Raw genomic sequence first — 14152 nt, forward strand, 5'->3', positions numbered from 1 at the left:
CGACGGTCCCGCCGCCGGAGAGGAGTGCTCATCCGATGACAACAGCGCGCCTGCCCAAACTGCCACTGGACGAAGCCAAAGCCGCCGCCGACGAAGCGGCCGTCCCCAACTACATGGCCGAACTGAGCATCTTCCAAGTGCTGCTCAACCATCCGCCGCTGGCGCGCGCCATCAACGACCTGCTCGCCACCATGCTCTGGCACGGCGCCCTCGACGCGCGGTTGCGCGAGTTGGCGATCATGCGGATCGGCTGGCTGACCGCCTGCGACTACGAGTGGACGCAGCATTGGCGCGTCGCGTCCCGGCTCGGCGTCCCGGGTGACGACCTGCTCGGCGTGCGAGATTGGCGGAACTACGCCGGGTTTGGGCCCGCCGAGCGGGCCGTGCTGGCGGCGACCGACGACGTGGTGCGCGACGGCGCGGTCAGCGCCGCGAGCTGGGCGGCCTGCGAGCGCGAATTCGACGGCGACACAACGGTTCTCGTCGAGCTGGTTACGGTCATCGGCGCGTGGCGCATGGTCTCCTCCATCCTGCAGAGCCTCGAGGTGCCGCTGGAGGAGGGCGTATCGAGCTGGCCTCCGGACGGCCGGCCGCCCGGGCCCAAGGGTTGAGCCGGCGGCGCGAATTGCACAGGGCCGTAAGCGATTGACTTATCAAGCGGGAACTCTTAGCGTCGGGCAATGAGAACCAGGGTCGCCGAGATGCTCGGTGTCGAATTCCCGATCTGCGCCTTCAGCCATTGCCGCGACGTGGTGGCCGCGGTGACCAACGCGGGCGGATTCGGCATCCTGGGCGCCACCGCGCACAGCCCGGCGCGACTGCGCAGCGAGCTGACCTGGATCGAGCAGCAGACCGGCGGCAAGCCCTACGGGGTCGACCTGCTGCTGCCGCCCAAATACGTCGGCGCCGAGCAGGGCGGGATCGACACCAACCAGGCCCGGACCCTGCTGCCCGAGGAGCATCGCGCGTTCGTCGACGACCTGCTGGCCCGCTACGGCGTGACGGCGCCCGCCGGGGACGCCCGCCCGTCCGTGGGCGGTTTGAACATCTCGCCCAAGAGCTACCAGCCGCTGCTCGACGTGGCCTTCGACCACGACATCCGGCTGATCGCCAGCGCGCTCGGCCCACCCCCGGCGGACCTCGTCGAACGCGCCCACGACGCCGGCGTGCTGGTGGCCGCGCTGGCCGGCACCACCCGCCACGCCCAGCGGCACGCCGCCGCCGGCGTCGACCTGATCGTCGCGCAGGGCACCGAGGCGGGCGGCCACACCGGCGAGGTGGCGACGATGGTGCTGGTGCCCGAGGTCGTCGACGCCGTGGCCCCGGTGCCGGTGCTCGCCGCCGGGGGGATCGCCCGCGGCCGCCAGATCGCGGCGGCGCTGGCGCTGGGCGCCGAGGGCGTGTGGTGCGGGTCGGTGTGGCTGACCACCGAGGAAGCCGAGACGGTGCCCGTGGTCAAGGAGAAGTTCCTGGCCGCCACGTCGTCGGACACGGTGCGGTCGCGCTCGATGACCGGCAAGCCGGCGCGCATGCTGCGCACCGCGTGGACCGAGGAGTGGGACCGGCCGGAGAACCCCGACCCGCTGGGCATGCCGTTGCAGACCGCGCTGATCACCGAGCCGCAGCTGCGCATCAATTCCGCCGCCGCCCACGACGGTGCCAGGGCGCGTGAGCTGGCGACTTACTTCGTCGGGCAGGTGGTGGGCTCGCTCGATCGGGTCCGGCCGACGCGCTCGGTGGTGCTGGACATGGTCGAGGAATTCATCGACACGATCGGCCGGCTCGACGGCCTGGTCGAGAAGTGATCGCGGTCCGGTCGGTAACGAATCGCGGACACGCTGTCCAGGGATTTGACCGCGTCAGACCGCTCGTGCATTATCGGTCGGGTAAGCACCTCGTTAGGTGAGGCGTCTACACGAATACAGGCCACTGACCCCGAACGTCGAAAGACGCCCCGGGTCAGGACAGCTCCTCCCGGCTTAAGGGTTGAGCCCAGGTGGCTTCCGGTTTGGATTTTTTCCAGGCCAGGACACGTCGTGTGGTGCCGAAGCTCTGACGAGAGGGGTGCGGATCTCCGGCGGTCGTCGGATTCTGCTCCTTTTGCTGCGCCTAGATCGCATGCGACCCCGCATGCGTCGCGACCGCGAGGAGGTGAGGGACACATGAGTTCTTGCGATAGTCCGGATCGAAGTCCGAACCCTGTTTCGTCCCGATCCGTTCTCCGGCGCGACCTCCTCGGCTGAGGCGTCGCACACGCTAAGTGCTTATCCGCCAAGCGTTCTGAGATCGGACCCACCCGGGACGGGACACGTCAGTCCTTTTTGGTCCCCGTTGGAATTCTCCTCTAGGAGTCGATCATGACCGCAGCTCTCTACGACGACGTCGTCACCGTCGCGCCCGCCCGCACCCTGAGGGTGGTACGCGACGTCCCCGAAATCCACGTCCCCGAGCCCGTGGAAGAGCCGCGCCGCAGCGACTTCCCGCTCTTCGGCCCGGGCGGCGACCCGCTGATCCACGGGGCCTGCCGGTTGCTCAGCATTCCGCTGCGCCACGTGTACGCGGCGCTGTGGCGGGTGGGTGTGCTCGAGGTTCGGGGCCAGTAGAATCGTTCCATTGGCGTCGATCCGGCCATCACCGGGGAGCTTTCGGAAGAACAGCCGTTCCGGCTCAGTAGAACCGAACGGGTAGGCCCGTCACAGCCTTCGATGAGCGGTCGCGCGTGAGCGCGGCAAGCGGGGTGGTACCGCGGCGCTCGCGCAGCCGGCGCGTCGTCGTCCCCAGGCCTGGAGACTGGCACAGGAGACGACGTTTGACCGAGCACACATACCCGAAGCCGGCGGGCGGGGCGCCCGACTTCCCGGCCCTCGAGGTCGAGGTGCTGGACTACTGGGCCCGAGACGACACCTTCCGCGCCAGCATCGCCCGCCGCGACGGCTCGCCGGAGTACGTGTTCTACGACGGGCCGCCGTTCGCCAACGGCCTGCCGCACTACGGGCACCTGCTCACCGGCTACGTCAAGGACATCGTCCCGCGCTACCGCACCATGCGCGGCTACAAGGTGGAGCGCAGATTCGGCTGGGACACCCACGGGCTGCCGGCCGAACTCGAGGTCGAGCGCCAGTTGGGCATCACCGACAAGTCCCAGATCGACGACATGGGCATCGCCGCCTTCAACGACGCCTGCCGCGCCTCGGTGCTGCGCTACACCGACGAGTGGCAGGCCTACGTCACCCGCCAGGCGCGCTGGGTCGATTTCGACAACGACTACAAGACGCTGGACCTGCCGTACATGGAGTCGGTGATCTGGGCGTTCAAACAGCTGTGGGACAAGGGCCTGGCGTATGAGGGCCACCGGGTGTTGCCCTATTGCTGGCGCGACGAAACCCCGCTGTCCAACCACGAATTGCGGATGGACGACGACGTCTACCAGAGCCGACAGGACCCCGCGCTCACCGTCGGATTCCGGGTGGTGGGCGGTTCGCTTGATGGCGCGCATCTGCTGGTGTGGACGACGACGCCCTGGACGCTGCCGTCCAACCTCGCCGTCGCCGTCAACCCCGACGTGACCTACGTGCAGGTGCGGGTGGGCGAGCGTCGTTTCGTGCTGGCGGAGGCGCGGCTGGCCGCCTACGCCCGCGAGCTGGGCGAAGAGCCCGAGGTGCTGGGCACCTACCGGGGCGCGGACCTGCTCGGCACCCGATACCTGCCGCCGTTCCCGTATTTCGTGGACACCCCCAACGCGTTTCGGGTCCTGCCGGGCGAGTTCGTCACCACCGAGGACGGCACCGGCATCGTGCACATGGCGCCGGCCTACGGCGAGGACGACATGGCGGTCGGCGAGGCGGCCGGCATCGCGCCGGTCACGCCGGTCGACTCCAAGGGCCGATTCGACGCCAGCGTCCCGGATTACCAGGGGCAGCACGTCTTTGACGCCAACCCGCACATCATCCGCGACCTGAAGAACGGCACCGGCCCCGCCGCGGCCAACGGGGCGGTGCTGGTGCGCCACGAAACCTACGAGCACCCCTACCCGCACTGCTGGCGGTGCCGCAATCCGCTGATCTACCGGGCGGTCTCGTCGTGGTTCGTCGCGGTCACCGAATTCCGGGACCGCATGGTGGAGCTCAACCAGCAGATCACCTGGTACCCCGAACACGTCAAGGACGGCCAGTTCGGCAAGTGGTTGCAGGGGGCCCGCGATTGGTCGATCTCGCGAAACCGCTACTGGGGCACCCCGATTCCGGTGTGGAAGTCCGACGATCCGGACTACCCGCGCATCGACGTGTACGGCAGCCTCGACGAGCTGGAGCGCGATTTCGGGGTGCGGCCGACCAACCTGCACCGTCCCTTCATCGACGAGCTGACCCGGCCCAATCCCGACGATCCGACCGGGCGTTCGGTGATGCGGCGCATCCCGGACGTGCTCGACGTGTGGTTCGACTCCGGGTCGATGCCCTATGCCCAGGTGCACTACCCGTTCGAGAACTCCGACTGGTTCGACACGCACTACCCGGGCGACTTCATCGTCGAGTACATCGGCCAGACCCGCGGCTGGTTCTACACGCTGCACGTGCTGGCCACCGCGCTGTTCGACCGGCCCTCCTTCAAAACCTGTGTGGCCCATGGCATCGTGCTGGGCTCCGACGGCCAGAAGATGAGCAAGTCGCTGCGCAACTATCCCGACGTGTCCGAGGTGTTCGACCGCGACGGCTCCGACGCCATGCGGTGGTTCCTGATGGCCTCGCCGATCCTGCGCGGCGGCAACCTCATCGTCACCGAGCAGGGCATCCGCGAGGGCGTGCGCCAGGTGCTGCTGCCGTTCTGGAACGCCTACAGCTTCCTGGCCCTCTACGCGCCGAAAGTCGGTAGCTGGCGCACCGATTCGGCTCAGGTGCTGGATCGCTACATCCTGGCCAAGCTCGCCCAACTGCGCGACGACCTGACCCGCGAGATGGACAGCTGTGACATCTCGCGGGCCTGCGAGCAGCTGCGCCTGTTCACCGAGGCGTTGACGAACTGGTATGTGCGACGGTCGCGTTCGCGGTTCTGGGCCGAGGACGTCGACGCCATCGACACCCTGCACACCGTGCTCGAGGTGACCGCGCGGCTGGCCGCGCCGCTGCTTCCGTCGGTGACCGAGGTCGTCTGGCGCGGCCTGACTTCTCAGCGCTCGGTGCACCTGACCGATTGGCCGGCACCCGGTGACGTGCCCGCCGACCCCGAGCTGGTCGCCGCGATGGATCAGGTTCGCGAGGTGTGCTCGGCCGCCTCGTCGCTGCGCAAGGCCAAAAAGCTGCGGGTGCGGTTGCCGTTGCCGAAACTCACTGTGGCCGTGGAGAACCCGCACCTCCTGGAGCCGTTCGTCGACCTGATCGCCGACGAGCTCAACGTCAAGACCGTCGAGCTGACCGACGCGATCGACACCTACGGCTCCTTCGAGCTCACCGTCAACGCGCGGGTGGCCGGCCCGCGGCTGGGCAAGGACGTCCAGGCGGCGATCAAGGCGGTCAAGGCGGGGGAGGGCGTCGTCAACGACGACGGCACCCTGACCGCCGGGCCCGCGGTGCTGCAGCCCGGTGAGTACAGCTCGCGGCTGGTGGCCGCCGACCCGGAATTCACCGCGGCCCTGCCCGGCGGCGCGGGCCTGGTGGTGCTGGACGGCACCGTCACACCAGAACTCGAAGCCGAGGGCTGGGCCAAGGACCGCATCCGCGAACTGCAGGAGCTGCGCAAGTCGAGCGGGCTGGACGTGTCCGATCGCATCAGCGTGGTGATGTCGGTGCCCACCGAGCGCGCCGACTGGGCGCGGGCGCACCGCGACCTCATCGCCGGCGAAATCCTGGCCACCAGCTTCGAATTCGGCGACCCGGCCGACGGCGCGGACATCGGCGACGGCGTGCGGGTGAGCATCGCCAAGGCCTGAGCCGTCACATCCGCCACTTTCGTCTCTCCGCGAGACGACACGTTTTGTGCCCACCTCCGAGCGACAATCGCCACCGCAGCGTGTCGGCGTGACCAACTGTCGCTGTGAGGCGGGCACAACACCATATGGTCGGACGCGGCTTTCGGCGGCCAAGCGAGCCGGGCGCGCGTCCGGAGGCCCCTAGCATCAATCTGTGGAGTCGCGTTGGGTGCTGCACCTGGACATGGACGCGTTCTTCGCTTCCGTCGAGCAGCTCACCCGGCCGACCCTGCGCGGTCGGCCGGTGCTGGTCGGCGGTTTGGGTGGGCGCGGAGTGGTGGCCGGCGCCAGCTACGAGGCCCGGGTGTTCGGCGCCCGGTCGGCCATGCCCATGCATCAGGCCCGCCGGCTGGTCGGCGTGAGCGCGGTGGTGTTGCCGCCGCGCGGCGTGGTGTACGGGGTGGCCAGCCGACGGGTGTTCGACACCATCCGCGCCGTCGTCCCCGTCGTCGAGCAGCTCTCCTTCGACGAGGGATTCGGCGAACCCGCGCAGCTGGCCGGCGCGTCCGCCGCCGACGTCGAAACCTTCTGCGAGGACCTGCGCCGACGGGTCCGCGACCAGACCGGGCTGATCGCCTCGGTCGGCGCGGGCTCGGGCAAACAGATCGCCAAGATCGCCTCCGGTCTGGCCAAGCCCGACGGGATCCGCGTCGTCCGCCGCGACGAAGAACGGTCGCTGCTCGGCGGGTTGCCGGTGCGCCGCCTGTGGGGGATCGGTCCGGTCGCCGAGGAGAAGCTGCATCGCCTCGGCATCGAGACCGTCGGCGAGCTGGCCGCGCTGAGCGACGCCGAGGCGGCCAACATCCTGGGCGCGACGATCGGGCCGGCGCTGCACCGGCTGGCCCGCGGCGTCGACGACCGCCCCGTCGCCGAGCGCGCCGAGGCCAAACAGATCAGCTCCGAGTCGACCTTCGCCGTCGACCTGACCAGCCTCGAGCAGCTGCGGGAGGCGATCGAACCGATCGCCGAGCACGCCCATCACCGGCTGCTGCGCGATGGCCGCGGCGCGCGCACGGTCACGGTCAAGCTGAAGAAGTCCGACATGAGCACGCTGACCCGGTCCGCGACGCTGCCCTATGCCACCACCGAGGTCGCCGCGCTGGTCGGCGTGGCCCGCCGCCTGTTGCTCGATCCGCGCGAGATCGGGCCCATTCGCCTTCTCGGCGTGGGGTTTTCGGGGTTGAGCGACGTGCGCCAGGAGTCGCTGTTCCCCGATTTGGAATTGCCGCAGCCGCAACCGGATTCGCCGTCGGTCGAAACCGCGACCGAGGTGATGTTCACCAAGGGGCCGGAAGAGGCTGGGTGGCGGGTGGGCGATGACGTCGTGCACCGCGAGCTCGGGCACGGCTGGGTGCAGGGCGCGGGCCACGGCGTGGTGACCGCGCGGTTCGAAACCCGCACCTCCGGGCCGGGCCCGGCCCGCACGTTTCCCGCCGACGGCGGAGAGCTCGCCCGCGCCAACCCGGTCGATTCGCTGGACTGGCCGGACTATGTGGGCGATCTGCAGACCGACGCCGCGTCAGCCCCACCGGCCGATGACGTCGGCGACCGGTAACCCGGCGGCCAGCGCGGCGATCAGCAAAACGCGCGCCTGGGCCGGGCGCAGCCCGGGCACCATGATCGCCCCGGCCGCCGCCATGTCATGGCCGGGGCCGTAGCTCGCGCCGACCCGCCCGCCGGGGACCCGGGTGGACACCGCGACGACGACCCCGTCGCCGCAGTGCCGGCGCACCGCGTCGACCACCGCGGGACCGGCGTTCCCCGAGCCCAGCGCCTCGAGCACCACGCCGCGCGCCCCGGCAGCCACGCAGGCGTCGAGCGCGACCGCGTCACTGCCCAGGTAGGCCGCGACGATGTCCACCCGCGGCGCCGAGCGCGCGCGCACCTCGCCCACGTACGGCCTCGTCTTCGACCCGGTCAACGCCACCTCGCCGGCGACGGTGCCCAGCAGCCGGCCGGTGAAGCCGCTCAGGTCCTCGGTGGCCACCTTGTACATGCCCAGCGGCTGCAGCACCCGGCCCGCGAAACACATCACCACGCCCAGGCCGCGGGCGGCGGGGCTGGCCGCCACGGCCAGGGCGTCGCGCACGTTCGCCGGACCGTCCGCGTCGGGCGCGTCGGCGCTGCGCATGGCGCCGGTCAACACGACCGGCGCGTCACCGCCGTAGGTCAGGTCGAGCCACAGGGCGCTTTCCTCCATGGTGTCGGTGCCATGCAGGACGACCACCCCGTCGGCGCCGGCGTCGAGCGCGGCCGTCACCGCGTCGCGGATCCGGTCCCAATCGGCCAGCGTCAGCTCCGAGCTGTCGACCGCCAGCAGGTCCACGACGTCGACGTCGAGACCGGACGTCAGCTCCGCCGCGCCGTAGGCCGGCCGATGCACCCCGTCGGCGCCGGTGGCGGTCGATATCGTGCCCCCGGTGGCGATCACGGTGAGGCGGGCCATGTTCGAATCATTGCGCATCGCCGTCGCGGACGTCGCTCGCCCGCGCGGGGCGGTAGGGGATGATGGGAGAGTGCCTGAAGAACCAAGCGGATCGACTGAGCCGGTGACCTCGGCCGACAAGCCCGAGGACGCCGCGGCGACCGACCCGCAGCGGCCCCCGCGCCGACTGCGCCTGCTGCTGTCGGTCGCGGCCATCGTCCTGGCCCTCGACATCGTCACCAAGGTGCTCGCCGTCAAGCTGTTACCGCCCGGCCAGCCGGTGCCGATCATCGGCGACACGATCACCTGGACCCTGGTGCGCAATTCGGGTGCCGCGTTCTCGATGGCCACCGGATACACGTGGATGCTGACCTTGATCGCGACCGGCGTGGTGGTCGGCATCTTCTGGATGGGCCGGCGGCTGGTATCCCCCTGGTGGGCGGTCGGTCTGGGGTTGATCCTCGGCGGCGCCATGGGCAACCTGGTCGACCGCTTCTTCCGGGCCCCCGGACCGCTGCGCGGCCACGTCGTCGACTTCCTCTCCGTCGGTTGGTGGCCGGTGTTCAACGTCGCCGACCCCTCGGTGGTCGGTGGAGCCATCCTGCTGGTGGTGCTGTCGATCTTCGGCTTCGACTTCGACTCGGCCGGTCGGCGTCGCAAGGACGACGACACCGGGGACAGCGCGGGTGAGTGACCGCTCGATGCCGGTCCCCGAGGGACTGGCGGGCATGCGCGTCGACGCCGGGCTGGCCCGCCTGCTGGGGCTGTCGCGCAGCGCGGCGGCGGCGCTGGCCGAAGACGGCGGCGTCGAGCTGGACGGGGTGCAGGCCGGCAAGTCCGATCGTCTGACCGGCGGGGCGTGGCTGCAGGTGCGCCTGCCCGAGCCGCCGGCGCCGTTGCAGAACACGCCGGTCGACATCGAGGGCATGACGATCCTGTATTCCGACGACGACATCGTCGCGGTCGACAAACCGGCCGCGGTGGCCGCGCACGCGTCGGTGGGCTGGAGCGGGCCGACGGTGCTCGGCGGCCTGGCGGCCGCCGGTTACCGGATCACCACCTCCGGCGTGCCCGAGCGGCAGGGCATCGTGCATCGCCTCGACGTCGGCACCTCCGGGGTGATGGTGGTGGCGCTCTCCGAGCGCGCCTACACGTTGCTCAAGCGGGCGTTCAAGCAACGCACCGTCGACAAGCGCTATCACGCGCTGGTGCAGGGACACCCGGATCCGTCCAGCGGCACCATCGACGCGCCGATCGGGCGCCACCGCGGCGGCGAGTGGAAGTTCGCGATCACCAAGGACGGCCGGCACAGCCTCACCCACTACGACACCGTGGAGGCCTTCGTCGCCGCCAGCCTGCTCGACGTGCACCTGGAAACCGGGCGCACCCACCAGATCCGGGTGCATTTCTCCGCGTTGCACCACCCGTGCTGCGGAGACCTGGTCTACGGCGCCGACCCAAAGCTCGCGAAAAGGCTTGGGCTGGAACGTCAATGGCTGCACGCCCGCTCGCTGTCGTTCGCCCACCCGGCCGACGGCCGGCGGATGGAGATCGTCAGCCCCTATCCGCCCGACCTGCAGCACGCGCTGGACGTGCTGCGCGACGAGGGCTGACTCAGTCTGATGGTCGCGCCCGGCTTCGCCGCGCTTGCGATCGCTCAGCTGGGCTTACGGGCCTCGACGAGCAGCCGCACGGAGTCGGTGACGAACGGCCCCTCGGACTCGATGCGCTCGTGCAGTTCGGCCAGCCGGTCGCGGTAGCGCTGGACGGTGAAGTCGGGCACCGACCAGATCACCTTGCGTAGGAAGTAGACGATGGCGCCGATGTCGAAGAACTCCGCGCGCATCCGCTCCATGCGCAGATCGACGATCTGCAGCCCGGCCGCCTCGGCCTGCGCGCGCACGGCGTCGGGGTGAAACTCGGTCCCTTTCTCCGGTTGGGGCCCGATGAAGTACTCGACCAACTCGGCCATCGTGGCGGGGCCGATGTGCTGCGCGAAGTAGCTGCCGCCGGGGCGGAGCACCCGAAAGATCTCGGTCCACCAGACGGAGATCGGATGGCGCGTGGTCACCAGGTCGAACGCGTCATCGGCGAACGGCAGTGGCGGCTCGTCCCGCGTCGCGACGACCACCGCGCCCAGCGGATGCAGGCGTTGCGTGGCCAGGGCGGCGTTGGGAGGCCACGTCTCGATGGCCGCCATGGTGGGCGGGAAGGGGGCGGCGCCGGCGAGCACCTCGCCGCCTCCGGTGTGAATGTCCAGCGCGGCCGACACGCTCGCCAACCGTTGCCGCAGCAGGCGCTGGTAGCCCCACGACGGGCGTTCCTCGGTCGCCCGGCCGTCCAGCCACGAGAAATCCCAGCCGTCGACCGGGGCGGCCTCCGCCTCCGCGATCAGGTCGTCAAATGTGCGCCGCATGTCAGCATGCTAGGCACCGTTCGAGACGGATAGCACGCGCGCTCAGACCGTCGCCTTGGCGTCGCCCGTCGCGATCTCGGGCGCCAACGGCGCGATCGCACCGAGGATCTCGGTCACCGTCTCGGGCGGCACCCCGGCGGCTGCCAGCGCATCGGCAAGATGCGCGGCCACCAAACCGAAGTGGTGCATGGTGATTCCGCGGCCCTGATGCACCTGCTTCATCGGTGCGCCGGTGTAAGGCTCCGGGCCGCCCAGCGCCGCGGCGAAGAACTCGACCTGTTTGCCCTTGAGGCGGTTCATGTTCGTGCCGGCGAAGAAGCCGGCGAGTTCGTCGTCCGCAAGCACTCGGACGTAGAAGTCGTCGACGGCGACCTCGATCGCCTCGTGCCCGCCGATCCGGTCGTAGATGGTGCCCGGTTCAGGCTTGCGGAAGCGCGCCAGAATTTTCATAAGGCCGATTGGAACATCCGGGCGTTGCCCGTCGGTTAGTGCGCGATCACGTCCGGATTGCTGTGTGTAACAAGCGGATTGCCTATCGGTGGCGATCGTGATGGGTGGACCGTGAGAGGGCGTGGCGGGCCACATGAGTGCAATCCGCATCGGGGCGGGGGCCTGATGACCTAGGTTGGCGGTATGACCCGCGTCACATCACTGTCCAGGAGCGAACGCCGATGAACCTTGGCGACTTGACGAACTTGGTGGAGAGCTCGCTGGGGAGCTTGGTGGAAAAGCCGCTGGCGACGGTGTCTCACCTCGTCAACACCCCGAACTCGGCGGGCCGGTATCGGCCGTTCTATCTGAGGAATCTGCTCGACGCGGTGCAGGGCCGCACGCTCGAGGAAGCCGTCCGCGACAAGACCATCCTGATCACCGGGGGATCGTCGGGCATCGGCGAGGCCGCCGCGAAGAAGATCGCCGAGGCCGGGGGGACCGTGGCGCTGGTCGCCCGCACCCGGGAAAACCTCGAGAAGGTCGCGGACGAAATCAGCGGTGCCGGCGGGGCCGCCCACGTCTACCCCTGCGACCTGTCCGACATGGACGCCATCGCGGCCATGGCCGATCAGGTGCTCGACGAGCTCGGCGGCGTCGATGTCCTGATCAACAATGCCGGGCGGTCGATTCGCCGATCGCTGGAGCTGTCCTACGACCGCATCCACGACTATCAGCGGACCATGCAGCTGAACTACCTGGGCGCGGTCCAGCTGATTCTCAAGTTCATCCCCGGGATGCGCGAGCGGGGGTATGGGCACATCGTCAACGTCTCCTCGGTGGGTGTGCAGACGCGGGCGCCCCGCTTCGGGGCCTACATCGCCAGCAAGGCCGCGCTGGACAGCCTGTGCGACTCGCTGCAGGCCGAGACCGTCAACGACGGCGTCAAGTTCACCACCGTGCACATGGCTTTGGTGCGCACGCCGATGATCAGCCCGACCACGCTGTACGACAAGTTCCCGGCGCTGACGCCCGAGCAGGCGGCCGGGGTGATCGCGGACGCGATCGTGCACCGGCCGCGCCGGGCCAGCTCGCCGTTCGGGCAGTTCGCCGCCGTCGCCGATGCGGTCAACCCGGCGGTGATGGACCGGGTGCGCAACCGGGCGTTCACCATGTTCGGTGACTCCAGCGCCGCGAAGGGTGATCAATCGACAAGCGACACAACGGAATTCGATAGACGAAGCGAAACGTTTGTGCGGGCGACCCGCGGGATACATTGGTGAGACATGAGCCTTCCGAAACCTGACATCCAGACCACCGTCGTCATCACCGGGGCCTCCTCGGGCATCGGCGCCGAACTGGCTCGCGGCCTGGCCCGCCGCGGCTTCCCGCTGCTGCTGGTGGCGCGGCGCCGCGAGCGCCTCGACGAGCTGGCCAACGAGGTCGGCCAGGAGTACTCGGTGGCGGTCGAGGTGCTCCCGCTGGACCTCAGCGACGAGCAGGAGCGCGCCAAGCTGGCGAGCCGGCTGCGCGCGGAGCCGATCGCCGGGCTGTGCAACAGCGCCGGCTTCGGCACCAGCGGCGTCTTCCACGAATTGCCGGTGGAACGCGAGAGCGAGGAGGTCACCCTCAACGCGCTGGCGCTGATGGAACTCACCCACGCGGCCTTGCCCGGGATGGTCGAGCGCGGCGCCGGCGCGGTGATGAACATCGCCTCGATCGCCGGCTTTCAGCCGGTTCCGTACATGGCCGTCTATTCGGCCACCAAGGCGTTCGTGCAGACGTTCTCCGAAGCCGTGCACGAGGAGCTGCACGACACCGGGGTGTCGGTGACCTGCCTGTGCCCGGGGCCGGTGCCGACCGAGTGGGCGGAGATCGCCAACGCCGAGCGGTTCAGCATTCCGCTCGCTCAGGTTTCGCCGCGCGACGTGGCCGAGGCGGCGATCGGCGGCATGCTGTCCGGCCGCCGCACGGTGGTGCCCGGCGTGGTGCCCAAGGTGGTCAGCACGGGCGGGCGGTTTGCGCCGCGCAGCCTGCTGCTGCCGGGCATCCGGATCGGCAACCGATTTCGCGGCGGGCCCAAACACTGAGGTATATGGCGCGTGCTCGACACGCTGTGTTTCGTCTCACGCGCCACACCCGTCCCTCTGTCGGGAGAATGACGAATTGCCCACCTCCGAGCGACAAATGTGATGGCGCGCGTCGCCTCCTGTTGTTGCCCGCGCGTCGCCTCTCGTAGTTGCCCGCGCGTCGCCTCTCGTTGTCGCCCCGCGTCGCCTCCCGTTGTCGCGCGGAGGTGGGCACAAGGCCATATCCCTCCCCGGCGCGACCCGAGTGACGGATGTGAGGCGCGACCCGAGTGACGGATGTGACGCCGGGCTAAGCTCAGTCGGTGGCCGCCGTGGAGATGACCGCCGACGTACCGATGAGCCCCCAGCAGATGTGGGACCGGGTCTCCGATCTGTCGGACCTGGGCGACTGGCTGGTCATGCACGAGGGCTGGCGCAGCGAGCTGCCCGGCGAGCTCGGCGAAGGCAGCCAGGTCGTCGGCGTGGCCCGCGCCAAGGGCTTCCGCAACCGGGTGACCTGGACGGTGACCAAGTGGGACCCGCCGCACGAGGTCGCGATGGCGGGCTCGGGCAAGGGCGGCACCAAATACGCCGTTTCACTCACCGTGCGGTCCACCGGCGAGGGCTCGACGCTCGGCCTGCGCCTGGAACTGGGCGGGCGCCCGCTGTTCGGTCCGGTGGGCGCGGCGGCGGCCCGCGCCGTCAAAGGCGACGTGCAGAAGTCGTTGAAAAACTTCGTCGAGTTGTACGGATAAACCCTGTGGCGATCGCAAGCGCGGCGAAGCCGGGCGCGGCGGGTCACCTCCGAAATCATCCGTGACACACGCGGCGACACGCCCAACTCGTGTCGG

13 protein-coding genes and 1 riboswitch are annotated in these 14152 nt (G+C 69.7%); of the genes, 10 read left to right on the top strand and 3 right to left on the bottom strand.

Annotation, left to right across the window (positions count from 1 at the left end):
- The first annotated feature begins 35 nt into the window (after positions 1 to 35).
- The 5 genes from QGN31_RS10465 to QGN31_RS10485 all read left to right on the top strand — a co-directional run bounded on the left by QGN31_RS10465 (position 36) and on the right by QGN31_RS10485 (position 7517).
- The gene (locus tag QGN31_RS10465) at positions 36 to 611 is read left to right on the top strand and encodes a carboxymuconolactone decarboxylase family protein (protein ID WP_014711947.1); all 576 of its coding nucleotides are present in this window, start codon (positions 36 to 38) and stop codon (positions 609 to 611) included.
- Positions 612 to 680: 69 nt separating this feature from the next.
- Entirely contained in the window at positions 681 to 1805 is a 1125-nt protein-coding gene (locus tag QGN31_RS10470; protein ID WP_008257872.1) for an NAD(P)H-dependent flavin oxidoreductase, read from the top strand.
- 82 nt (positions 1806 to 1887) lie between these two features.
- Positions 1888 to 2071, top strand: a riboswitch (M-box (ykoK) riboswitch).
- Positions 2072 to 2357: 286 nt separating this feature from the next.
- Positions 2358 to 2603, top strand: coding sequence for an Rv1535 family protein (locus QGN31_RS10475; RefSeq protein ID WP_008257871.1), 246 nt, complete (start codon positions 2358 to 2360; stop codon positions 2601 to 2603).
- Between the two features lie 206 nt (positions 2604 to 2809).
- On the top strand, positions 2810 to 5923 hold the full coding sequence (ileS, locus tag QGN31_RS10480) for an isoleucine--tRNA ligase (protein ID WP_038536613.1): 3114 nt from the start codon (positions 2810 to 2812) through the stop codon (positions 5921 to 5923).
- Between the two features lie 193 nt (positions 5924 to 6116).
- Positions 6117 to 7517 carry a DNA polymerase IV gene (locus tag QGN31_RS10485; protein ID WP_038536610.1) on the top strand — a complete coding sequence of 467 codons (1401 nt, stop codon included), beginning with the start codon at positions 6117 to 6119 and terminating at the stop codon, positions 7515 to 7517.
- Here QGN31_RS10485 and QGN31_RS10490 read toward each other — a convergent pair.
- Positions 7482 to 8408, bottom strand: coding sequence for an asparaginase (locus QGN31_RS10490; protein WP_201406953.1), 927 nt, complete (start codon positions 8406 to 8408; stop codon positions 7482 to 7484). The two genes, QGN31_RS10485 and QGN31_RS10490, sit on opposite strands and share 36 nt — an antisense overlap.
- A gap of 70 nt (positions 8409 to 8478) precedes the next feature.
- On the opposite strand from QGN31_RS10490, the gene lspA reads away from it, so the two are divergent.
- Complete coding sequence (gene lspA, locus QGN31_RS10495) at positions 8479 to 9081, top strand: signal peptidase II (protein WP_080749728.1); 603 nt, start codon at positions 8479 to 8481, stop codon at positions 9079 to 9081.
- Entirely contained in the window at positions 9074 to 10000 is a 927-nt protein-coding gene (locus QGN31_RS10500) for an RluA family pseudouridine synthase (protein ID WP_008257866.1), read from the top strand. The genes lspA and QGN31_RS10500 overlap by 8 nt, the downstream gene beginning before the upstream one ends.
- Before the next feature lie 44 nt (positions 10001 to 10044).
- On the opposite strand, the gene QGN31_RS10505 is transcribed toward QGN31_RS10500, so the two are convergent.
- Positions 10045 to 10803, bottom strand: coding sequence for a class I SAM-dependent methyltransferase (locus QGN31_RS10505; protein ID WP_008257865.1), 759 nt, complete (start codon positions 10801 to 10803; stop codon positions 10045 to 10047).
- A gap of 42 nt (positions 10804 to 10845) precedes the next feature.
- Positions 10846 to 11253: a group I truncated hemoglobin gene (locus tag QGN31_RS10510; protein WP_009955507.1), complete on the bottom strand. Its 408-nt coding sequence runs from the start codon at positions 11251 to 11253 to the stop codon at positions 10846 to 10848.
- Positions 11254 to 11474: 221 nt separating this feature from the next.
- Between QGN31_RS10510 and QGN31_RS10515 the strand changes: the two genes are divergently transcribed.
- The 3 genes from QGN31_RS10515 to QGN31_RS10525 all read left to right on the top strand — a co-directional run bounded on the left by QGN31_RS10515 (position 11475) and on the right by QGN31_RS10525 (position 14056).
- Positions 11475 to 12515, top strand: coding sequence for an SDR family NAD(P)-dependent oxidoreductase (locus tag QGN31_RS10515; protein ID WP_008257863.1), 1041 nt, complete (start codon positions 11475 to 11477; stop codon positions 12513 to 12515).
- Between the two features lie 3 nt (positions 12516 to 12518).
- A complete protein-coding gene (locus QGN31_RS10520) occupies positions 12519 to 13322 on the top strand; it encodes an SDR family NAD(P)-dependent oxidoreductase (RefSeq protein WP_008257860.1) in 804 nt (267 codons plus the stop codon).
- A 302-nt stretch (positions 13323 to 13624) separates the two neighbouring features.
- A complete protein-coding gene (locus QGN31_RS10525) occupies positions 13625 to 14056 on the top strand; it encodes a type II toxin-antitoxin system Rv0910 family toxin (protein ID WP_201406956.1) in 432 nt (143 codons plus the stop codon).
- Positions 14057 to 14152: the final 96 nt, after the last annotated feature.

Origin of the sequence: Mycobacterium sp. 2-64, from assembly GCF_035918375.1 — a bacterium.
Classification (GTDB): Bacteria; Actinomycetota; Actinomycetes; order Mycobacteriales; family Mycobacteriaceae; genus Mycobacterium; species Mycobacterium intracellulare.